We start from the raw sequence: 21849 nt of genomic DNA, 5'->3' as shown, positions 1-21849 counted from the left end.
TATTGTTTTTGTGTTTTCATAAAGTGGCATAACTTTGGTCGTAAGGCGAGTCATGCGAATAAAAATCAGGTAAAATGGCAGCAATTGTCGATAAAGAACTGAAGTGGTTAGCGTTATGCGGGTATTGGGTATTGAAACCTCCTGTGATGAAACAGGGGTTGCGGTGTATGACACTGAAAAAGGGTTACTGGCACACCAGCTGTATTCTCAGGTTAAATTGCATGCGGACTATGGTGGTGTGGTGCCCGAACTTGCCTCTCGTGACCATGTGCGTAAAACGTTGCCGTTAATTAAGGCCGCGCTTAAAGAAGCCGGTATTACGCATCAGCAATTGGATGGTGTGGCCTATACTATGGGGCCGGGGTTAGTCGGGGCTCTGTTAGTTGGCTCTTGCATTGGCCGTAGTTTAGCTTTCGGCTGGAACTTGCCGGCAGTGGGTGTTCACCATATGGAAGGGCATCTGCTGGCTCCTATGCTGGAAGAGAACCAACCCGAATTCCCGTTTGTTGCTTTGCTCGTGTCTGGTGGTCACACTCAATTGGTGCAGGTAAAAGGCATAGGCGATTACCATTTGCTGGGTGAATCCGTCGATGACGCAGCTGGCGAAGCTTTCGATAAAACCGCTAAACTGATGGGGCTGGATTATCCGGGGGGGCCGCGACTGGCCGCTCTGGCAGAACAAGGTAACAGTGACCGGTTTACTTTCCCCAGACCAATGACAGACAGACCCGGGCTTAATTTTTCTTTCAGTGGTTTAAAAACTTCCGCAGCTAATACTCTGGCCGCTAATGATAATGACGAGCAGACCCTGGCTGATATTGCACGGGCATTTGAAGATGCAGTCGTTGATACCTTGGTGATCAAATGTCGCCGGGCATTAAAAGAAACTGGCTACAAGCGCTTAGTCGTTGCTGGTGGTGTCAGTGCCAACAAACACTTACGCGCCAAACTTGAGGCTTTGTTGCAAAAGCAAAATGGGCAGGTGTTTTACCCCCGTACTGAGTTCTGCACCGACAATGGTGCGATGATTGCTTTAGCTGGCGCCCTGCGTTTACAAGCGGGAGAACGCGAATCACTGGCAGTAAAAACACATCCAAGGTGGCCAATGACAGACTTGAAACCCATGGCGAAGGTTAGCGACGCCGTTTAAAGGCTTTCTCCTTACCGGAGGATAAGCGCAAAATGTTGGCCTGGTGACGCCAGAGGATCAATAGTGAAATCATAATAACCGGCACCGTGTATTGGGGTTTTATCCAATAAGCATAAAACGGTGCCAGACAAACGGTTACCAGAGCAGCCAGGGATGATACCCGGCTTATACGGAAAACCAATAACCAGGTCACAATAAGCAATAAGGCCATTTCCCAGGCCACAGGAAACATTGCCCCTAAGGCGGTCGCTACGGCTTTACCGCCACGAAAATGGAAGTAAAGCGGGAAAATATGGCCAAGGCAGGCAGCAACGGCAATTAAGCCAAGGAAAAATGGTTCAATGCCGAGAAAATAAGATCCCCATACCGGAACCATCCCCTTTAAAACGTCAAACCAAAGAGTTAATAATGCGGGAATTTTTCCGCCCACCCGGTAAACATTGGTTGCTCCCGGGTTACCAGAGCCTTCTTTGCGTGGGTCAGGCAGCCCCCAGATTCGGCAGATAACCACAGCGCTACTGATAGAGCCCAGAAGGTAGGCTGAAAGTATCATCAGTAAAGTAAGCGCTGTCATGGGGTACGAATCCCTCGTTGGTTAAGGTAGACTGCGATTAAAAGTCAATGCCCATAGAATAAGCGGTTTTTTGGGCAATTACCACGGGTTAACACAAATGGAACAAGCAGATATTGATGTCGTCAGTATTGAGGGTCTAACCATAGAAACCATTATTGGCGTTTACGACTGGGAAAAAGAAAAAAAACAGCAGTTAGTGCTGGATATTCAAATGAGCTGGGACAACCAGCGTGCAGCGACCACTGATGATATTGACGACGCTTTAGACTACGCTCTGGTGAGTGAACGGGTTTCGGCCTGGGTTGCAGAAAAGCCGAGACAGTTAATTGAAACCGTTGCTGAAGGGGTGGCTACCTTAATTCTGAATGAGTTTGGAGTTCAGAATGTTGAAGTGCGCGTAGCTAAGCCCGGAGCAGTGCCCAATGCAAAAAATGTCGCAGTTACGGTTCGCCGAAGCGTTTTTGACAGTCCGTTCGGTTAAGAGGATAAGTTGTGGCGCAAGTTTTTCTCGGGGTAGGCTCTAATACGGATCGTGAAAAATACATTCGTGCCGGCTTAGAAGCAATTGCCGAAAGCTTTGGCTGGCGTCAGCGTTCACGAATTTTTCGCAGTGAATCGGTTGGATTTTCCGGCAGTGATTTTTACAACCTGGTGGTAGAGGTGGAGACAAGCCGCTCGGTTACCGAAGTTTTAGCCGAATGTAAACGTATTGAACAACAAAATGGACGAGTGCCTGAAAGTGCCAAGTACAGCCCACGGACTCTGGATATTGACGTGCTGCTTTATGATGATGTAATACGAGCGCAACAGCCGCAATTACCACGTGCTGAGATCCTTGAAAACGCTTTTGTTCTCTGGCCGTTAGCTGAAATTGCCGGCGATCTCCTGCATCCTGTTTTGGAAGTCAGTTATCAGCAACTGTGGAAACAGTATCAGGAGTCCAATAAGCAGGCGCCGCAGCAGTTAGAGCCTCTTGAAAATACTGGCTGGCTGGAGGGTTAAACCAGCGCCTCTGCAAGTATTTGCTCGCGCTGTTCACGCAGTGCATTGCCAAGTGCTTTACCGGTGAGTCCCTGCTGCTGCAAAGCCTGAGAACTAAGCGCTGACGCTTTCTCGGCAGCTAAGCGCAGTTTTTGGTGCTGCTTATCAATAGTTGTCTTCTGTTCTGACTGACTAAATTCGGCTTCCCTTAATTGAAGTAACTGCTCGAGTTTCTCCGGGCGTCGCCAGTAGTCAATTTGTTTTAAAGTGGCCGAAAGCGACTCTGCCTCAGGAAGCTTAGCCTGGGTTATAAAGAGCTCATTATTCCTGGCAAGGGTCGCGGCGTCGCGGTAGTGGTTTGGAATAGCCAGTCGGCGACAAAACTGCTTGATATCATCGGGTGTCTTTTGCTCTACAAATAAACAGGCAAAACGCAGTATTGCCGAATCTGAATAAGCTGAAGTCCTGTTGAGTCTTTGCAGCTGGCTATCACCTGCCGTGATACCCGGTAAAACCTGGGGCAGTGCGTCGATACTTTTAAGTAAGTCTAAGAAGACGAAAGGTGTTTCGCTTAACAGCGCTTTTTCCCATTCTCTCCAGACTCTCTCGGGAACTAAGTGACTGAGCTCTTCGCTTTCCGACATCTGTTGCAGTAGCTGCTGGGTTTCTGCAGCCACAGTAAACCCTAAATGTGCAAAACGAGCCGCGAACCGCGCAACTCTCAAAACTCGTAGAGGATCTTCTGTAAAAGCTTCTGACACATGTCGCAGTTTACGGGCTTCAAGATCCTGTACACCTTTGTAAGGATCAATAATTGTTCCGTCTTCGCTTTCAGCAATGGCATTAATGGTTAAGTCACGACGAGCAAGGTCCTGCTCAAGAGTAACCTCTGGCGAGGCATAAACGGTAAATTCTGTGTGACCTCTGCCTGACTTTCGCTCGGTACGGGCTAACGCATATTCTTCATGCGTATCCGGATGCAAAAACACCGGGAAGTCTTTACCTACTTGCTGAAAACCCTGGTTCAGCAGCTCTTCTGAGCGGGCGCCAACAACCACCCAGTCGCGTTCATGCACGGGTAATTTAAGGAGTTTGTCGCGTATTGCGCCACCGACTAAATAGACTTCCACTGTTCACCTCAACTTTGTTTGGCATGATCATGTCGAATCACTGGTCGATGTGCAAGCAAGTCGTTACACTGTTGGACAAATAATAACATCAGCACAGTAGCGGACCGATATGTATCAAAACTATTTTGGTCTTCAGGCAGAGCCTTTTTCTATTGCCCCGGACCCAAACTACCTTTACCTGAGTGAACGGCATCAGGAGGCTTTAGCGCACCTTACGCAAGGGCTGCAGGGTAGTGGTGGCTTTATTTTACTGACCGGTGAAGTGGGCACAGGAAAAACCACGGTGTCACGGGCGTTGCTGGAACAACTACCTGAGTCGACTGAAACCGCCTTTATTTTGAATCCGATGCTGAATGAGGACGAACTGCTTGCCAGTTTGTGCGATGAGTTTGGTATCCGTTATCAAAAGCGCTCCGCCACTCGTAAAACCTTGACTGACAAACTCAGCCAGTTTTTCCTGAAAGCCAATGATGAAGGTCGTCAGTGTGTGGTGCTTATTGATGAAGCTCAGCATTTGCGCCCGCAAGTGCTGGAACAGTTGCGGTTGTTAACCAATTTAGAAACTCATGATCGGAAATTATTGCGGGTGATTTTAATTGGTCAGCCAGAGCTTCAGGATTTATTGCGCAGGCAGGAGTTGCGTCAACTGGCACAGCGTATTACCGCCCGTTATCATATTTTGCCGCTGACAGAAGCCGATACTCAACGTTATATTGCATATCGACTTCAGGTGGCAGGAGCGAACCGGCCACTTTTCAGTGCAGCTGCGGCGCGTAAAGCGCATCAACTGACTCAGGGGATTCCCCGTTTATTAAACCTGTATTGCGACCGGGCACTACTGGCGGCCTATACGGAATCAAGTGCAGAAGTTTTACCTCGGCACTTACAACAAGCACATGCCGAGCTCAATGGTCCGGCCGACAGAAGAAGCGGTGTTAAGCACCAGTCACCCTTCTGGCGTTGGGCTGGCGCACTTATCTTATTCGTGGCCAGTGCTATAGGAAGCTATAGCCTGGTCAGAGAAACGGCCCCTGAGCCGGACAGGACAACCACCATGCAGTATAAGGCAGCGCAAGAGCTGGCCAGTGTATGGGGTTTACCAGAGCCTCCGTTAGACACCGATTTTTGCAAGTGGGTAGAACAATATGACCTTGCTTGCCTGGAGTTACGGCAAAGCCTGCAACAGTTGCGCAGTATTAATTACCCGGCCTTACTTTATAAACGCGACAAAATGGCGAATCTGGTTACCGATGGTACGGCTATAGACACTAACGGCTGGAATGGTGCCTTTTTAATTTTGTACCAGAAACCGCTGGCAGACAGTCCGGATGAAAAAGAACAGTGGGTGCGTGAACAAGTGCGCGAACATGTAAGTTCAGAATGGCAAAAAAAGTCATCTGAGGAGCAGTTTAAAGCGTTGCAAAAGAGCCAGGGACTTCGTGTGACCGGCAAGTTGGATGAAGCAACGATGGCATGGCTGGCCTCAAGAGCTTCAGATTTTGGGCCCAGATTGAATAAAAGAGCGAGTAAAGAGAGTTAGTCATGTCCTCCTTATTAAAAGCATTAAAGCAACAGCAGTCGCCGCTATTAAAGCAACGGTCAATATTAGACGCGTCTTTAATGGCTACCGACAATAGTACCCGACGTTGGGGGTGGCTAATATGGCCCGCAATAATTGTTGCAGGGGGAGTGCTGGGGGCAGGAACCGCTCAGTGGCTCGCGAAAGAACCAGAGCCTGAAACTGTTGCGGCGGAGCGCTTTAGTTGGGGGAAAACCGAAACCGTTGAAGCGATAAGCTGGGATGCTGAACCGCAAGAAGAAACAGTAGAGGTTGCTAAGAGCTCAGAGTTGCCAGAGCCAGCTTCCACGGGCGCGTCTCAGCCCGAACAAACAGAACCACAGCGTGAAGCTCTCGATTTATCTGCCGTGTCGCCCGACTTGTTAGAGCGTTTTGAAGCCGCAGTGAATGATACCGATAGTAACAATAATGATAATGCCGATACAAGCGTTATTCCGCCACTAGGTGAGCTTTCGCGTTCATTTCAGCGACAGGTGCCAGCCTTTAGCTACGATAGCCATATGTACCGTTCCAGTGCGTCCCAGCGATGGATTGAACTCAATGGCCAGCGACTATACGAGGGCGATGCGCTGAATCAATTGACTATTCTGAGAATAGAGCCGCAGAAAGTGGTGTTGGTGATGGATTCACAAGCATTCTCACAAGCCGCTTTAGAAGACTGGCAACCGTAGAAATTATTGACATCCCGCAAAGGGATTCATACTCTTGTGCGATAAAGTTTAAACAGGCGTTTGAATTATTTGTTTGAATGCCCGTGTGATTCATACAAGAGGTAATGATATGGCTGACTACAGAGCTCCCCGCGACGATATGGACTTTGTCCTGCACGATGTATTCCGAGTTGCCGACGACTGGCAGCAAACCCCTGAACTTGCCGACATGATGGATGTTGAAACTGCCGGTGCTATTTTGGATGAAGGTGCCAAGGTTGCTGAAAACTTAGTAGCGCCGCTGGCCCGTGAAGCCGACGAGGAAGGTGTTAAATTTGCAGATGGGGTAGTAACAACTCCTAAAGGCTACAAAGAGAACTTTCGCCAGTTAGCTGAAGGCGGCTGGGTTGGCGTAACAGCTAACCCGGACTTTGGCGGCATGGGTTTACCTAAGTCTTTGTCTGCTCAATACGAAGAAATGCTTTGTAGCGCCGATATCGCTTTCTCGCTCTACCCGGGGTTAACCTCCGGCGCTATTATGGCGATTAACTCGCATGGTAGTGACGAGCTAAAGAATCATTATCTACCGCGCATGGTATCAGGTGAGTGGACCGGCACTATGTGCCTGACAGAATCTCATGCCGGAACAGATTTAGGTATTATTCGCAGTAAAGCGATACCAGCTGAGGACGGCAGTTTTTCTATCAGCGGTACTAAGATATTTATCACCGGTGGCGAACACGATTTAGCGGAGAATATCGTTCATTTAGTGTTGGCCAAATTACCTGATGCTCCGGCAGGTACAAAAGGCATTTCGTTGTTTGTGGTGCCTAAGTTTTTGTCTGATGAACAAGGCAACCTGACCGAGCGTAACGCTGTTAGCTGTGGCTCAATTGAACATAAGATGGGTATTCATGGGTCAGCCACCTGTGTCATGAACTTTGACGGTGCAAAAGGCTGGTTGGTCGGTGAACCGCATCGCGGTCTGCCAGCTATGTTCACCATGATGAACTATGAACGCTTAGGCGTTGGTATCCAGGGACTTGGTGCTGCAGAACGGTCGTACCAGAACGCTCTGGAATACGCTAAAGATCGCATTCAGGGACGAGGCGCTAAAGCAACTCGCAACGACCAGGCCGAAGCCGATTCAATTTTAGTGCACGGCGATGTGCGCCGTATGTTGCTGACCATGAAGTCGCTTACTGAAGGCGGTCGCGCGTTCTCAACCTGGGTGGGTCAGCAGCTCGACCGCTCGAAATACGCCGAAGATGAGCAGGTTAGACAAAAAGCAGACGCGATGGTCGCGTTATTGACACCTGTCGCTAAAGCCTTTTTAACTGACACCGGACTCGAGTGCACGATTCACGGGCAGCAGGTTTTTGGTGGCCATGGTTACGTGCGGGAATGGGGTCAGGAGCAGTTGGTTCGTGATACTCGTATAGCGCAAATTTATGAGGGCACAAACGGTATTCAGGCACTGGACTTATTGGGTCGTAAAGTGTTTGGTTCGCAAGGCAAACTATTGCAGCCGTTTAATGAAGAAATTCAGAGCTTTCTGGATGAAACGGCGACCGGCAGTGAATGGATCAAGCAGCGTGAGCAATTGCAGCAGGCGCTGAATATACTGAATGGTGTCAGCGAGGAAGTACTGCAAAAGGCCGCGGGCGATGAGAACCTTGTTAACAGCGTAGCGGTTGAGTATCTGCATCTGGTGGGTTATGTTTCTTACGCTTACTTGTGGTTGAAGATGGCGATAGCAGCTGAGCCACTGGTAAACGAGAAACCCTATTTGGCAACCAAAACAAAAACGGCCCGCTTCTATTTTGCGCGTATTCTGCCACGTATTCATAGCCTGGCTTTAGCGATAAAAGACGGTAGCGAAAGCCTTTATTTACATAGTGACGATGACTTCTAAAAACGAAAAATCACAAGAAACAGCACTGACGTTTTATCGTGACAGTCGCCGCCCCCAAGCGTGGGGCGGCTTCTTTTTAGCGATATGGATGGCAATTTATATTGGTGATGCAGTTCCCCTGTGGATTATCATCACGGGCGCATTGCTGACCATGGCGATTGTTATGACGATTGTCGTGAAATTCAGGCCATTGCAGCCGGCTGCGTTTTATCGTGACCTTGAATTGACAGAAAAGCGCCTGATTTTGCCACCAAGAACTTATCAGCTCGATAAACCACCGGTATTACACCGGTACGAGAAAGACTTGGCCGGGTTGAGCTTTGCTGATGAAAAAGGACGCCGGCAGGAAATTATTATCGTTTTTAATGATAGCCTCAGGCAGCAGTTGGATGATTACCAAATAGAATTGAAAAATTACGAAGAGTAAAATAAAAAGCCAGCGATTTCTCGCTGGCTTTTTTGTACCTTACTTTGCTTTTAATCGTCTAAAGACAATAACGTTGCGTTACCACCAACAGCAGTAATGTTATCACTGCGTGTTTTTTCGGTGACGAAACGGGTAAGGTAATGTGGACCACCAGCCTTAGGCCCGGTACCAGACATGCCGCGACCACCGAATGGTTGCACGCCGACAATTGCGCCTATCTGGTTACGGTTAATGTAGACGTTACCCACATCGATTCGGCTTGCAACATCGTATGCAAAGGTTTCGTTCCGGCTGTGAATGCCAAAGGTTAAACCGAAGCCGGTATTGTTGATGCTATCAATAACCTCATCAATTTCGCTGGTTTTATAGCGTATCACGTGCAGTATTGGGCCAAAGTTTTCTTTTACCAGTTGGCTAATACTGTCAATTTCTATCGCCGTAGGTGCGACAAAGGTGCCACCCATAGCATAATCAGGCAGAGGTGCGCGCGCAATTAAGCGTCCCGCCTGCTGGATGTCAGAAATGTGCTGTTCCAGGTTGGTTTTGGCGATACCATCAATAACCGGACCGACATCGGTTTCATGCAGTAATGGGTCGCCAACCTGCAATTCTTCCATAGCACCGCGTAGCAAGTCGATAATACGATCAGCCACGTCGTCCTGCACAAAGAGAACGCGCAGAGCTGAACAGCGTTGTCCGGCGCTCTGGAAGGCGCTGGCAACTACGTCGGTGACAACCTGCTCTGGCAGAGCGGTTGAGTCAACCATCATGGCGTTCTGCCCACCGGTTTCCGCTACCAGAGGGACGATTGGGCCTGTTCGTGCCGCTAATGCACGGTTAATTGCCTGAGCTGTATAGGTTGAGCCGGTGAAGCAAACACCGCCAATATCTTCCTGGCTGGTTAAGTAGCTGCCGACCTCGGCACCACTACCCGGCATAAAGTGCAATACGTTGCCTGGAATACCTGCTTCTAAAGCTAACTGCACCGCGCGGTAGGCAATTAAACCCGTCTGCTCTGCTGGTTTGGCAATAACTGAGTTACCGGTAACTAACGCTGCCGCAACCTGACCGACGAAAATTGCTAATGGGAAGTTCCATGGGCTGATACAGATAAAGGTGCCGCGACCTTCAACGAATAGCTCGTTGTCTTCGCCTGTCGGTCCTGGCAACTGAATGGGTTTACCCATGAGCTCACGGGCCTGGTTGGCATAATAGCGACAGAAGTCTACGGCTTCGCGAACTTCGTCGATACCATCCTGTAAGCCTTTGCCCGCTTCGACTGAACATAAAGCGATCAGTTCGTTACGGTTAGCTTCCATTAGATCCGCGAATTTTTCCAGGCATTGTGCACGCTCTTCGGTCGGCACGTCGCGCCAGGATTTGTAGGCGGCGTTGGCGCTTTGTAGCGCTTTCTCGGAAAGCTTTTTATCGCCCCAGTAAATGCGGCCAGCCTGTTTAGCTGTTTCCTGAGGGCTGGTAATACTGACATGGTGGTCGGTTTCAACGGTTTTTCCATCAACGATGGGACCGCCTTGCCACTGTTTGTCGCGGTACTGTTGAACCGCTGCAATAAAATCATCTGCTTGTGAGTGAATATTCATATTCAATCCTAACGAATTTGTGCGATCCCCATACATTTGAGGGGGAAGTGGAATTTTGCTGTTTGCGTACTTTTCGTAACCTGAAGCTGTTTTCATGGGGTGTTCAACCAGCTCATTGACTGGCGTATCTGAATCTAACAGCTTGTGAACAAACGACGAGTTAGCACCGTTTTCTAACAGACGACGAACTAAATACGGCAGCAAATCTTTGTGCGGGCCAACTGGCGCATAAATGCGAACAACCATGCCCGGATTCTGCTCCATTATGGTGTCGTATAAGCTGTCACCCATGCCGTGTAAGCGTTGATATTCAATGCGCCGCTTATGAGTTTCGTTCATCTGTTCAATGGCCACAAAGGTTTGCGCATTGTGAGTAGCAAACTGCGGATAAATAGCTCCGTCGGTATCGTCACTTAACAAATAGCGTGCGCAGGCCAGATAAGAAATATCACTATGAGACTTGCGGGTAAATACAGGGTAGCCGAGCAGACCGTTTTCCTGAGTCCACTTAATTTCGTTATCCCAATAGGCGCCTTTAACGAGGCGTACCGGTATTTCGTCGCCACACTCTTTGGCCAGAGCTGTTATCCAACATAAAGTTGGCAGGGCACGTTTTGAATAGGCCTGGACCACCAGACCAAATCGAGGCCAGCCTTTGCAAACACCGCTGCGATAGACTTTTTCAAATAACTCCAGTGACAGCTCATGGCGGTCGGCCTCTTCGGCATCAATGGTCACACCAACATCAGCTTCTTTTGCCAGCTTAACCAAGTCAGTTAAGGTGGTGGCAAGCTCAGTCAGTACGCGTTCGTGGTTGGCCGATTCATAGCGGGGGTGCAATGCCGACAACTTGATTGAAATGGTCGGTCGTGGTGCATCCGGGTTATTAAATTCTTCTTTGGTAATGGTCTTAATTGAGTTGACGTACTGCTGCTTGTAGTAGTTCGCATCTTTCATCGTTAATGCGGCTTCACCAAGCATGTCGTAAGCGTGAGTATAACCTTTATCGCGGTTGTCGCGACTTTCTTTCAGGGCTTCCTCAATGCTGCGTCCCAGCACAAACTGCTTACCCATAATTTGCATGGCGGTGTACGTCGCCTTGCGAATGACCGGCTTGCCGAGCTTACGGATAAGGCGTCGAAAAGCACCGCGTGGTGTTTCCATTGGCTTGCCGGTGGGGTTCGTTACACTGTTTGTCAGTGCCAGACCCCAGGTACCGGAATTGACTAACCATGAGGCGCTCTGGCCCATGTGCTTTTGCCAGTCGCCGCCGGAAAGTTTGTCCTGAATTAATGCGTCTGCTGTATAACCATCGGGTATACGTAATAGTGCCTCGGCAAGACACATTAAAATGATACCTTCTTTAGTATCCAGGCTGTACTCTTGCAAAAAGGCGTCAACAACGCCGTTATCTGCCCGTTCCCTCACTTGCTCAACTAATTTAGCTGCGCGCTCGGTAACTGCACTAACCGTTTCATCATCGGCAGGAACCAGCGGCAGTAGCTCACGCATATATTGGTCTTCGTCAACAATATAATTGTTAGTGATTGCCTGCTGTAAGGACTTTAAGTCCTCAGCCTGATGCTGTTTGGATAGCACCTCACTCGCTTTGAACATAGCATCTCCTGTATAGCCAGGCCGAAGCTCGGCGTGCTTCCCCAATGTTGGGAATCAGCGCAAGTATAAGCTTATTATTGCGCTGGTAAAGACCCTTTATGGTCGGATCTCACGTTGCAACTTTTCACCCTTAGTGTCAAGTGAACTAAATGCCCGTGTTTGTTGACCGTTAGCCGCCAAGCCAGTACCTTTAATCTAACTTATTAAACGCATCGGAATCGATTTATGTCACAAGAAGTTGAGCTCAAATTACTGATTGCTCCTGAACAACGAGAAAAAGCACTCGAAGTCTGCCAGTCGTTGGCGGATGCTAATCAGGCTAAGCCCAATAAAGAGCAGTTTGAACTTACAAACGCTTACTTTGACACATCCGATTTGCGTTTACGTCAGTTCGATATTGGATTACGGATACGTAGCTATAAAGATCATAAAGAGCAAACAATCAAATTGGCTGGCCGGGTTATGGGCGGCATGCATCAAAGGCCCGAGTACAATGTTAATGTTGACAAGGACAAGCCTGACTTAACCTTATTTGACAACGAAATATGGCCGGATGACTTCCCGGTATACGATATCCAGCGAGACTTAGATACCCTATTTGTGACTGACTTTATGCGCACTCAATGGCGACTTCCCAGTGGTGAAGGTGTTATCGAGATGGTTTTTGATGATGGCTATATTGAGTCCGGGGAGCAACGTGAGCCGATAGCTGAAATTGAGCTTGAAGTGCAAAAGGGCTCTTTAACTGAGGCCTATCGACTGGCAAATGAGCTGGTTAAAAAAGCGGGTGCGAGAGTAGGCTCGCTCAGTAAAGCTGCAAGAGGTTATTTGTTAGCCGGGAAGAGCCTGCTTGAACCATTTACGCAGATGCATTACGTACCGCTAAAGTCGGAATATAATGTCGGTCAGGCATTATATCGGTCGTTAGAATCGGGTCTACGTCATTGGCAGCACAATGAAGCCTGTCTGGAGTTTCAGCCCAGTGTAAGAGCCGTGCAGGGCATGGCAGATGGTATTCAAATGGTGCAGGTTGTACTGGAACAGTTGATTGAAAATGGTGTAGGAGAGCGCCGGCTACTGACCAATATCTCGCAAATAATGTCGAAACTGCAGTGGTTAAAACGTTTTGAAGGGCTGGATGAACTAACCGCTGAAGATGGCGCTTATCATCGTGCGCTTAAGCGCTATAACAAGCTTTATGAGTCGCTGCTTAATAGCCAGGAGGATGTGATAAGGCTGACGGAAGTTTCGGAGCTGGTTCACTCAGTCAGCTATCAGAGAACGCTACTGGAACTGTCTGAATTTCTTTTCAAAGAAGAAATGACCGAAGAGTTAGAGCAGCCAGTTTTGCCCTGGAGCAGCCAGCTATTGAAAAGTGACTGGCAACTCGTGCAGACCGCTTTTTCAGAGCACGAAAGATTAAATGAAGAAGGCTATCTGAAACTGCTGACACCCCTGCAAAACAGCTTGCTTATGGGGACTTGTTTTGGCCATTTGTTTGATCCTGACTTAAGGGAAAAATTCCGTCTGCCGTGGCAGGATTTAGCAAGAGGCATCCGCGAAATTACGGCCCTGCATATTTTGCATGAGCGTATCAAAGAACGTGACGACGAAATTGATGAAAAGTTAATGGAATGGCAAAAGGTACAACGTGAATCCTTGTTGAAAGCGCTGGAGTATTCGCGAAAAGCAGCTCTGAAACGTGAACCCTATTGGATGAATTAAGGTAGCTATGCTGACTCCCGGCAAAGAATTACTTAAAGAGAGTGAGGCGGCCTGGCAACGCTACCAGGATGTTGCTTCCGGTTCCCTGTTAAACAATGAACAGCAACAACTGCTAAGGTCTTTATTTGCTGTAAGCCCATTCATAGGCCGTGTGGCGGAGAGTTATCCCGATCACTTGGTCACTGAGCTTTTTGTTGCTAGTAAGACAGCCATTCAGCTGCCCGAAGTGAATGACTATGAAGCGCATATTGCAGAGGCGTTAGAACCTTTAAATAGTGAAGAGGACGCCAAAAAGTGCCTTCGGCAATTGCGTCATTGCTGGATGGCAAAGCTGGCCGCCGCTGATATTTTACAGCAACTTTCTCTAAAAGAGTCTCTGGCTCACTATAGTGCTATTGCTGATGCTGCAATCAGCGAAAGCTTAAGTTGGCTATTTGAGCGTTATATTAACCGTCATGGTAAGCCGCTTAATGCCGAAGGCAACCTCCTGCCGCTGTTGATTATTGGTATGGGGAAACTGGGCGGAAGGGAATTAAATTTTTCGTCGGATATCGATCTTATTTTTGCGTTCCCTGAGCAAGGTGAGACTCAGGGGCCGGGCCGTAACTTAGAGCATGGTGTCTTTTATAAACGATTGGCGCAGTCGCTTATTGGTTTACTCGATGAAACGACCGCCGATGGTCAGGTTTTCCGGGTTGATATGAGGCTTCGGCCTTTTGGCCAGTCGGGTCCTTTAGTGACCAGTGTTAACGCGTTAGAGCATTATTATCAGGAGCAAGGGCGTGACTGGGAGCGTTACGCTATGGTAAAAGCACGGATGATAGGTGCTGATGAACAATACCAGCAGGCTTTTCAGCAATTAATACGACCTTTCGTTTATCGCCGCTACATTGATTTTGGTGCGATTGAAGCCCTGCGTAAAATGAAGCTTCTTATTACGCAGGAAACCCGGCGCCAGGGCGTGAGAAATAATATAAAGTTGGGTGCCGGTGGCATCAGAGAAGTCGAGTTCATTGTTCAGGCACACCAGCTTATTCGCGGGGGACAGGAAAAGTCCCTGCAGACACGTTCGGTTTATAAAGCTATGGACGAACTGACTGAGCTGGACTTAATTGATCAGAAGCAAGCCAGTCAGTTACTGGATGACTATGAATATTTGCGTGTTATAGAGCATCGTCTGCAACAAATAGATGACCAACAAACTCAACAACTACCGTCAGATGAGCTGGGTCGAGCGCGTTTATGCGCTATGTTAGATGAGCCGAAATGGCAAGAGCTGCAGGATAAGATTGATCAATGTATGGCTCGCATTCATAGTGAATTTCGGCAGGTGGTTGGGGCTGAGTCCGAAGATGACGAAGATGAGCAAAGCTTGCAGGTTTTATGGCAGGACATGCTGGATGACGATGCGGCGATAGAGATTCTGGAGAGTGAAGGGGTCAACGAGCCGCAGGCTTTATGGACACAAATTAAAAACTTCCGTCAGGAGAGCCGACGCCGCAGTTCCGGCCCCCGGGGACGAGCAGCTTTAGCTCGCTTAATGCCCATGATGCTGCGCCACGCAATTCAACATCAACATCCGGAACGTTTGCTGGAAAGGCTGTTATCCATCATTAAAGCCGTGATGAGTCGTACGGCCTATATCGAGCTGCTTGCGGAAAACCCCGGTGCACGCGAACAACTGTGCAAACTTTGCATGGCAAGCCCATGGATTTCGGAGCAGCTGGCATTACACCCGATACTTTTAGATGAGCTTATCGATCCCCAGCAACTCTATAGTTTGCCCGAATCGAAGGATTATGCGTCGGTGTTGCGGGAGTATTTGCTGAGGATCCCCGAGCAGGACTTAGAAACGCAGATGGACGCTTTACGGCAAGCCAAACAAGCGTTGCAGTTAAAAATAGCGGCGGCCGATATTAGTGGTGTTCTTGAACTGATGAATGTCAGTGACCACTTAAGCGCGCTGGCTGAAGCTATTATCGCTGAGGTGGTCGGTCTCGCATGGCATCACCTGACGCAAAAACATGGTAAGCCCGAGGGCACCAGTGTCGACAATACAGGTTTTGCCGTACTTGGCTATGGAAAGCTCGGAGGTCAGGAATTAGGGTATGGCTCTGATCTCGATCTTGTTTTTGTTACAGACGCCAATTATCAGGGCCAGACCGATGGTCAACGACCGATAGAAGTTCAACAGTTTTACTTGCGTCTTGCACAACGGATTCTGCACCTATTTACCACCCGGACCGTAGCTGGCATTTTGTATGACGTTGATTTGCGCTTACGCCCCTCTGGCCAGGCAGGATTACTGGTGACTCAGGTCAGTTCATTTGCACGTTATCTAAGGGATGATGCCTGGACCTGGGAATTACAGGCGCTGGTTCGCGCACGGGCCGTGTTTGGTGTTCCGGCATTGCGCGAAACTGTTATGGATATACGCCGCAGTATTTTGTCTCAGCCCAGAGATGAGAAGGAATTGCGCAAAAGTATTGTGGAGATGCGTGAGAAAATGCGAGAGCATTTAGCACAACGTAACAGCAGCATGTTTGACCTAAAACAGGATGCCGGCGGCATTGCGGATATTGAGTTTATAACTCAGTACATTGTACTACGCCATGCGCATAAGCATCCCGAGCTATGCCAATACAGTGATAACGTCAGGCTTCTGACTGAGGCACAACAACTGCATTTGTTATCTGAGGTGAATGCGCAAAATTTGATTAACGCTTTTCAGATTTTCCGTTGCGAGAGTCATGCTTTGGCACTACAAGGCGAGCAGTTGCTGGAAGAGCACAACCTGGATGCTGAGCGTCAGGCTGTACTCGACTGCTGGAATCAATTGCTGGAAGATCAGCGGTAGTAGCTTGGCATATCAGGGTCGGGGCGCGTTTTAAAGCGCCGATGAACCCAGAGGTATTGCTCCGGAGCTTTTAGTATTGCCTGTTCAGCTAACTGATTAACCCGCTCTGCATCGGCTTTATCGTCACCGCTGGGGAAGTTCTCAAGTGGTGGCTCGTAATAAAGATCGTACCCACTGCCGTCATCACGTCTGACACAGCGGCTGACCAGTACCTTGCAATTAGGGTTACGTGCAAAAAGCATGGTGCCTAAAGTGGTGGAGGTGTCTGGTACCTCGAAAAACTTAACGAACTCAACACGGCGCCGGCCATAATCTTGATCTGGCAGGTAGCCTGCAATATCTCCTTGAGTCAGCGCATTCATCATGGCTTTAACATCACGTCGCTGGATCATGTACTTGTTTGAGCGCCCACGTCCGCGAGTCTGCAAAAATTCCATCACCGCATTATTGTGAGGACGATACAAGCCAACGGCTGGTTCGACAAAGCCATGCAGTCGCGCATGGACTTCCAGACTAAGGAAGTGAAAAAGCAATAACAGAATACCACTGCCGTCTTCCTGAGCTTTGCGAAGGTGTTCCTCACCGTGAATGTGCAGCTTTCGTTTAATTCGCCAGTTTGGCCACCACCAGGCCATGCCAATTTCAAAATAAGCGATACCGGTGTTTTTCATATTCTCGGTTAGCAACGCTTCAATTTTTTCATCGCTGTAATTAGGGAAACACAGCTTCAAGTTGGTTCGGGCAATGTTGACGCGGCGCGGCATGAGCTTCTTAAACAGCAAGCCCAAGCCTTTACCCATGGCGAGTTGCAGGCGGTATGGCAGCCACGAAACCGTGTAAAGGACAAAGACACCAAGCCAGGTTAGCCAAAACTTAGGATGCAGAAAGTAGAACTTAAATTTGGGAGGTTCGATCACAACAGATGCCGCTAATTATTCTTCAATTATCGCGGATAGTAACATAAAACATTTGAAATAAGGCACCACCTGAAAACGGCGGTGCCCTGGTCTGCTCTGTTAGTCAGCCGCAGTGCCTTCTACATTTTCAGAAAGGCTACTGTTTATTGCTAACAGGTCTTGTTCCTGCAGTTGTCCCGCGGCTTGTTCAAGGCGCAGAATTTGGCGGATATAGCCATAACGAGCTTCAGATAAGTTACGTTTTGCATTATAGAGGTTACGGGTGCTATCCAGCACATCAACGATAGTACGAGTGCCGACTTCAAAACCGGCTTCAGTGGCTTTCAAAGCACTCTCTGCAGACACAACCGACTGTTGAAACGCATTAATGCTGGCAATAGACGCTGAAACCTCATAGTAGGCATTACGCACCTCGCGTTCAATATTACGGCGAGTCTGAACCATCTGTTGGCTGCTGGCCACATAGTTATCACGTGCTTGAGCAACTTCCGCTGACGTACGGAAACCTGAGAAAATAGGTACGCTGACATTCAAACCAATAGAGCGGCTGTCCAGACGAGGCAAATCTGTTTTCTGTTGACCATTCTCATTAGTAATTGTGCGCTCTGTGTCCGATGTAGAATAGCTGGCCTGAAGTGATACTGTAGGATAATGACCACCCTGGCGTAGCTTAATTTGCTGCTCAGCAATGTCTACCTGAACTTTACTTTCCAATAGGCTAAGGTTGCCATTTTCAGCTTTTTTCACCCACTGACGAACATCTTCTGGTGCCGGATCGCTCGGTGAAAAAGTTTCGGTATCTAAAGCTGCCAATGTTTGCGGGTATTGGCCGGTAATTTCGCGAATGTCTTCTAAGGCAATTTCAACCGCATTGCGAGCCTGAATCTCACGTGCGACAGCGCTGTCGTATTGAGCCTGTGCTTCGTGAACATCGGTAATAGCGGTTAAGCCGACTGAAAAGCGTTGCTTGGTTTGTTCAAGCTGGCGCTCGATAGCCTTCTTTTCGGCTTCTGCGAAAGATAAGTCATCACGGGCCTGAAGAGCCTGGAAGTACGCATTAACAACACGTAACATCAGGTCTTGTTGGGCGTTGCTGTAGGCAACTTCCGCCTGATAGGCTTGCTTCTCTGCAATGTCGGCGTTTCTCCAGACAGTCCAGTCAAAAATACTCTGGTTCAGCGTAATGCCGGCTTGCCAGCCACTGCTGTCGCTATCGAAAACTTGAATGCCTGACTCAAAAACTTGCGGGGATTCGCTTGTTGAGTCACTGTAACCAGCTTCTCCCGAAACCTGAGGCAGGAATCCTGACTTGGCAATATCAATACCTTTTTGTGCGGCATCACGCTCTGCTGCGGCACGTAATAAGGTCGGATCATTATCAACTGCTAAGCGATAAATTTGAGCCAAATCTTCAGCATTTGACGTAAAAGTGACTGTGGTCAATGCCAGACCGACAGCTGCCGACAAAAGATGCTTTTTCATGGTAGTCAGTTTCCTGTTACTTGACATGCAATGTTCAATAATTGCGCATAGTTTACATACAGCGCTGAATGATTACCAGTGTAAATGATTTGCGCAAATACTTTAAGAAAAACATGGTTTCAGAATTCGCTCAAGTGTAACAGAATGTTTGTTTTCAGTTACTCTCAATAATAGGACTCGTTAGTATGGCAATTCGTTTTCACCGAGATGATGTGAAAGTAAAGGAAAAGACACCGCTTTATCAAGGTTTTTTGTCAGTTTATCGCTATTCTTTACAACACCGTTTGTTTTCTGGTGACTGGAGTCCGGTCATTGACCGGGAATTAATGGAACGGGGACATGCGGTTGTTGTTATACCTTATGACCCGGTAACCGATGAGTTGGTGGTTGTTGAGCAGTTCCGCGTAGGCGCACTTGAGGACGAAAATGGACCTTGGTTGTTTGAGTTTGTCGCCGGGATGTTTGATGCCGACGAGAGCGCTGAAGAAGTGGCAACTCGTGAACTGGAAGAAGAAGCTGGTTTAACAGCCAAACGTTTAATTTACGCTACCAGTTATTACTCCAGCCCCGGTGGTACGGACGAAAAATTAACGATTTATATTGCGGAAGTTGATAGTAAATCGGCCGCCGACTTCGGTGGTCTCCCTGAAGAAGACGAAGATATACGCGTGCATGTGATACCTCGGGATAAAGTTATCGCTATGCTTGAACGTGAAGAAATCAACAACGCAGCCAGTGTAATTGGGTTACAATGGTTGCAGTTACACCGTGATAAGGTGTTCTCTGATCTGGAGTAAACTGAGGTTTTATTATGCTACAGCGCTATGTTGTCGACGTGGCTGAACTGCACCGACTGAACGAACTTAACTACGCAGGGTTATTGCCTCTGCTGTCGCAGCTTGAGTCTCAGGCTCAGGTTACGATTTATGCCGGGGAGCATTTAGCATTCAGTTTGCGCAACGTGAGTGAAGCGCGCTATACCTCAGACATTGAAATTGAACAGTTGAAGCCGGACTGGGCAGACTACCTGCATGCTAAAATGACGGTGCGGTTATATCATGATGTGCGTATGGCTGAGATTATATCCAGTCAGGGCGTTACTCGTTTAGCCGCACGTTATCAGCAGCCTAACCGTGAAATGCGGCACCAGGATGAAAAACATCAGGTGAATCAATTTTTGGCCGACTGGTTAACCTTGTGTCGTAAGCAGGGCCATATTCAGCCTAAGCTGAGCGAAACTGCTCAGAAATTTATGCCGTACTACTTCAAATAGACGCCAGTTAGCGGTAAATTGAAGCACACTTTTCGTGGATCGAGCCAATAATAAAAACAGGGACTCATGACAGACTATAAATCCGACTCCATTGAGGTGCTGAACGGACTGGAACCGGTTCAGCGCCGCCCCGGTATGTACACTGACACCTCTCGGCCTAATCATTTAGGTCAGGAGGTTATAGATAATAGTGTCGATGAAGCTCTGGCGGGGCATGCCAAAACGTTGCTTGTTGTTCTGCATCAGGACCAGTCGCTGGAAGCCACCGACGATGGTCGGGGAATGCCGGTGGATATTCATCCGGAAGAAGGTGTTCCGGGTGTTGAGCTGATCATGAGTAAACTGCATGCCGGCGGTAAGTTTTCGAATAAAAACTATCAATTTTCCGGTGGTTTGCATGGTGTTGGTATCTCGGTGGTTAACGCTTTATCCAAGCGTGTTGAACTGACCATTAAGCGTGATGGGCAAGTTTATGAAATGGCCTACGAGAACGGCGATAAAGTCAGTGAGCTGGAAGTAACCGGAACGGTGGGGAAAAGAAACACCGGTACACGAGTTCACTTTTGGCCGGATCCTCAATATTTCGATTCTGCAAAATTCTCTGTTACCAAGTTAAAACACATATTGCGCGCTAAAGCTGTGCTATGTCCCGGCCTGACAATTACCTTCCGTAATAAAATTGATGACACGGAAGATACCTGGTTTTATCAGGATGGCTTAACGGATTATTTGGTTGAGGCGGTTAAGGATGTACCGACCTTACCGGAAGAACCCTTCGATGGTAGTTTTAGCTCGCAAACAGAAGGTGTTGACTGGGCTGTTACCTGGCTGCCTGAAGGTGGCGAAGGGGTCTCTGAAAGTTACGTTAACTTAATTCCGACCACGCTGGGCGGTACCCATGTAAACGGACTGCGTCAGGGGCTACTGGAGGCTATGCGTGAGTTTTGTGAGTTCCGTAACCTGTTACCCCGAGGGGTCAAGTTAACTCCGGAAGACGTATGGGAACGTTGTAGCTATATTTTGTCGACCAAAATGCAGGACCCTCAGTTTGCAGGGCAGACAAAAGAGCGCTTGTCCTCGCGGCAGTCCGCCAGCTTTGTCTCCGGGGTGGTAAAAGACTCTTTTAGCCTTTGGCTGAATGAGCATACCGATCAAGCTGAACTTTTAGCCGATGTCTGCATTAGCAACGCGCAAAGACGACTAAAAGCTAGTAAAAAAGTTGTTCGTAAAAAAGTAACGCAGGGCCCGGCGCTCCCCGGAAAGCTCACAGACTGTTCAAGTCAGGAGCCCGGCAGAAGTGAATTGTTTTTAGTGGAAGGGGACTCGGCAGGAGGCTCTGCGAAGCAAGCTCGAGATCGTGAGTTTCAGGCGGTTATGCCGCTTCGCGGTAAAATTCTGAATACCTGGGAAGTTGACCCGGAACAAATTCTGGCGTCGCAGGAAATTCACGACATTTCGGTTGCGGTAGGCGTTGACCCCAACAGTGTCGACTTAGACAAATTGCGTTATGGGAAAATTTGTATTTTAGCGGATGCCGACTCAGACGGTTTGCACATCGCAACCTTGCTTTGTGCACTGTTTGTGAAGCACTTCAGACTATTAGTTGAAAACGGTCATATTTTTGTCGCGATGCCACCACTTTATCGCGTAGATGTCGGCAAGGACGTCTATTACGCGTTGGATGAAGGTGAAAAGCAGGGCATTTTAGATCGTATCGAGGCTGAAAAGCGCAAAGGCAAAGTGAATGTTCAGCGTTTTAAAGGTTTGGGTGAGATGAACCCGTTAACCTTACGTGAAACCACTATGGATCCAAATACCCGCCGACTGGTTCAGTTGACCATTGACGATGGCGAACTAATGGAAGAGCTGATGGATATGCTTTTAGCGAAAAAACGAGCTGCAGACCGCCGTACCTGGTTGGAAAGCAAAGGTAACATGGCCGACTTGGCTGAACTGTAAGCACTTGTGAGC

The 21849-nt window shown here is 48.4% G+C and carries 17 protein-coding genes; 12 read left to right on the top strand and 5 right to left on the bottom strand.

The genetic code is table 11. The features are described from left to right. Positions 1 to 115 precede the first annotated feature (115 nt). Positions 116 to 1150, top strand: coding sequence for a tRNA (adenosine(37)-N6)-threonylcarbamoyltransferase complex transferase subunit TsaD (gene tsaD, locus ACP7FG_RS09945; RefSeq protein ID WP_278356598.1), 1035 nt, complete (start codon positions 116 to 118; stop codon positions 1148 to 1150). Here the strand turns inward: tsaD and plsY are convergent. Further along, positions 1134 to 1724 (bottom strand): glycerol-3-phosphate 1-O-acyltransferase PlsY, encoded by a 591-nt coding sequence (plsY, locus tag ACP7FG_RS09940; RefSeq protein WP_439226265.1) that lies wholly within the window; start codon positions 1722 to 1724, stop codon positions 1134 to 1136. The genes tsaD and plsY overlap by 17 nt on opposite strands. Before the next feature lie 97 nt (positions 1725 to 1821). Between plsY and folB the strand changes: the two genes are divergently transcribed. Together folB and folK are read left to right on the top strand one after the other, a co-directional pair. Further along, the gene (folB, locus tag ACP7FG_RS09935; protein ID WP_126783000.1) at positions 1822 to 2205 is read left to right on the top strand and encodes a dihydroneopterin aldolase; all 384 of its coding nucleotides are present in this window, start codon (positions 1822 to 1824) and stop codon (positions 2203 to 2205) included. Between the two features lie 11 nt (positions 2206 to 2216). Further along, positions 2217 to 2726 carry a 2-amino-4-hydroxy-6-hydroxymethyldihydropteridine diphosphokinase gene (gene folK, locus ACP7FG_RS09930; protein WP_439226264.1) on the top strand — a complete coding sequence of 170 codons (510 nt, stop codon included), beginning with the start codon at positions 2217 to 2219 and terminating at the stop codon, positions 2724 to 2726. Here the strand turns inward: folK and ACP7FG_RS09925 are convergent. Further along, complete coding sequence (locus ACP7FG_RS09925; RefSeq protein ID WP_439226263.1) at positions 2723 to 3835, bottom strand: multifunctional CCA tRNA nucleotidyl transferase/2'3'-cyclic phosphodiesterase/2'nucleotidase/phosphatase; 1113 nt, start codon at positions 3833 to 3835, stop codon at positions 2723 to 2725. The genes folK and ACP7FG_RS09925 overlap by 4 nt on opposite strands. Before the next feature lie 109 nt (positions 3836 to 3944). Here ACP7FG_RS09925 and ACP7FG_RS09920 point away from each other — a divergent pair, with 109 nt between their 5' ends. From ACP7FG_RS09920 to ACP7FG_RS09905, 4 genes are all read left to right on the top strand, one after another. Beyond that, on the top strand, positions 3945 to 5375 hold the full coding sequence (locus ACP7FG_RS09920) for an ExeA family protein (protein ID WP_417447979.1): 1431 nt from the start codon (positions 3945 to 3947) through the stop codon (positions 5373 to 5375). Between the two features lie 2 nt (positions 5376 to 5377). Further along, positions 5378 to 6085 carry a general secretion pathway protein GspB gene (locus ACP7FG_RS09915; RefSeq protein WP_439226262.1) on the top strand — a complete coding sequence of 236 codons (708 nt, stop codon included), beginning with the start codon at positions 5378 to 5380 and terminating at the stop codon, positions 6083 to 6085. A 109-nt stretch (positions 6086 to 6194) separates the two neighbouring features. Next, the gene (locus ACP7FG_RS09910) at positions 6195 to 7979 is read left to right on the top strand and encodes an acyl-CoA dehydrogenase C-terminal domain-containing protein (RefSeq protein ID WP_224798215.1); all 1785 of its coding nucleotides are present in this window, start codon (positions 6195 to 6197) and stop codon (positions 7977 to 7979) included. Next, on the top strand, positions 7969 to 8406 hold the full coding sequence (locus tag ACP7FG_RS09905) for a hypothetical protein (protein WP_222235654.1): 438 nt from the start codon (positions 7969 to 7971) through the stop codon (positions 8404 to 8406). Before ACP7FG_RS09910 ends, ACP7FG_RS09905 begins: the two co-directional genes overlap by 11 nt. Before the next feature lie 50 nt (positions 8407 to 8456). Here ACP7FG_RS09905 and putA read toward each other — a convergent pair whose 3' ends face one another. Then, positions 8457 to 11624, bottom strand: a complete 3168-nt coding sequence (gene putA, locus ACP7FG_RS09900) for a bifunctional proline dehydrogenase/L-glutamate gamma-semialdehyde dehydrogenase PutA (protein WP_439226261.1) — start codon at positions 11622 to 11624, stop codon at positions 8457 to 8459. 225 nt (positions 11625 to 11849) lie between these two features. Here putA and ACP7FG_RS09895 point away from each other — a divergent pair, with 225 nt between their 5' ends. Both ACP7FG_RS09895 and glnE read left to right on the top strand, forming a co-directional pair. Next, positions 11850 to 13349 carry a CYTH domain-containing protein gene (locus ACP7FG_RS09895; protein ID WP_222235652.1) on the top strand — a complete coding sequence of 500 codons (1500 nt, stop codon included), beginning with the start codon at positions 11850 to 11852 and terminating at the stop codon, positions 13347 to 13349. Between the two features lie 7 nt (positions 13350 to 13356). Further along, on the top strand, positions 13357 to 16206 hold the full coding sequence (glnE, locus tag ACP7FG_RS09890) for a bifunctional [glutamate--ammonia ligase]-adenylyl-L-tyrosine phosphorylase/[glutamate--ammonia-ligase] adenylyltransferase (protein WP_439226260.1): 2850 nt from the start codon (positions 13357 to 13359) through the stop codon (positions 16204 to 16206). Here glnE and lpxL read toward each other — a convergent pair. Continuing rightward, positions 16197 to 17123 (bottom strand): LpxL/LpxP family Kdo(2)-lipid IV(A) lauroyl/palmitoleoyl acyltransferase, encoded by a 927-nt coding sequence (gene lpxL / locus ACP7FG_RS09885; RefSeq protein ID WP_439226259.1) that lies wholly within the window; start codon positions 17121 to 17123, stop codon positions 16197 to 16199. The genes glnE and lpxL overlap by 10 nt on opposite strands. Positions 17124 to 17222: 99 nt before the next feature. Then, positions 17223 to 18605: an outer membrane channel protein TolC gene (gene tolC / locus ACP7FG_RS09880; RefSeq protein ID WP_439226258.1), complete on the bottom strand. Its 1383-nt coding sequence runs from the start codon at positions 18603 to 18605 to the stop codon at positions 17223 to 17225. Between the two features lie 185 nt (positions 18606 to 18790). Between tolC and ACP7FG_RS09875 the strand changes: the two genes are divergently transcribed. From ACP7FG_RS09875 to parE, 3 genes are all read left to right on the top strand, one after another. Then, positions 18791 to 19402 (top strand): NUDIX domain-containing protein, encoded by a 612-nt coding sequence (locus tag ACP7FG_RS09875; RefSeq protein WP_439226257.1) that lies wholly within the window; start codon positions 18791 to 18793, stop codon positions 19400 to 19402. Positions 19403 to 19416: 14 nt separating this feature from the next. Next, positions 19417 to 19878, top strand: a complete 462-nt coding sequence (locus tag ACP7FG_RS09870; protein ID WP_054489177.1) for a DUF1249 domain-containing protein — start codon at positions 19417 to 19419, stop codon at positions 19876 to 19878. A gap of 66 nt (positions 19879 to 19944) precedes the next feature. Further along, entirely contained in the window at positions 19945 to 21837 is a 1893-nt protein-coding gene (parE, locus tag ACP7FG_RS09865; RefSeq protein WP_439226256.1) for a DNA topoisomerase IV subunit B, read from the top strand. Positions 21838 to 21849 lie beyond the last annotated feature (12 nt).

This window comes from Idiomarina sp. ST10R2A5, from assembly GCF_051842325.1.
GTDB classification, from domain to species: Bacteria; Pseudomonadota; Gammaproteobacteria; order Enterobacterales; family Alteromonadaceae; genus Idiomarina; species Idiomarina abyssalis.
This window is presented reverse-complemented; position numbering and strand designations above follow the sequence as displayed.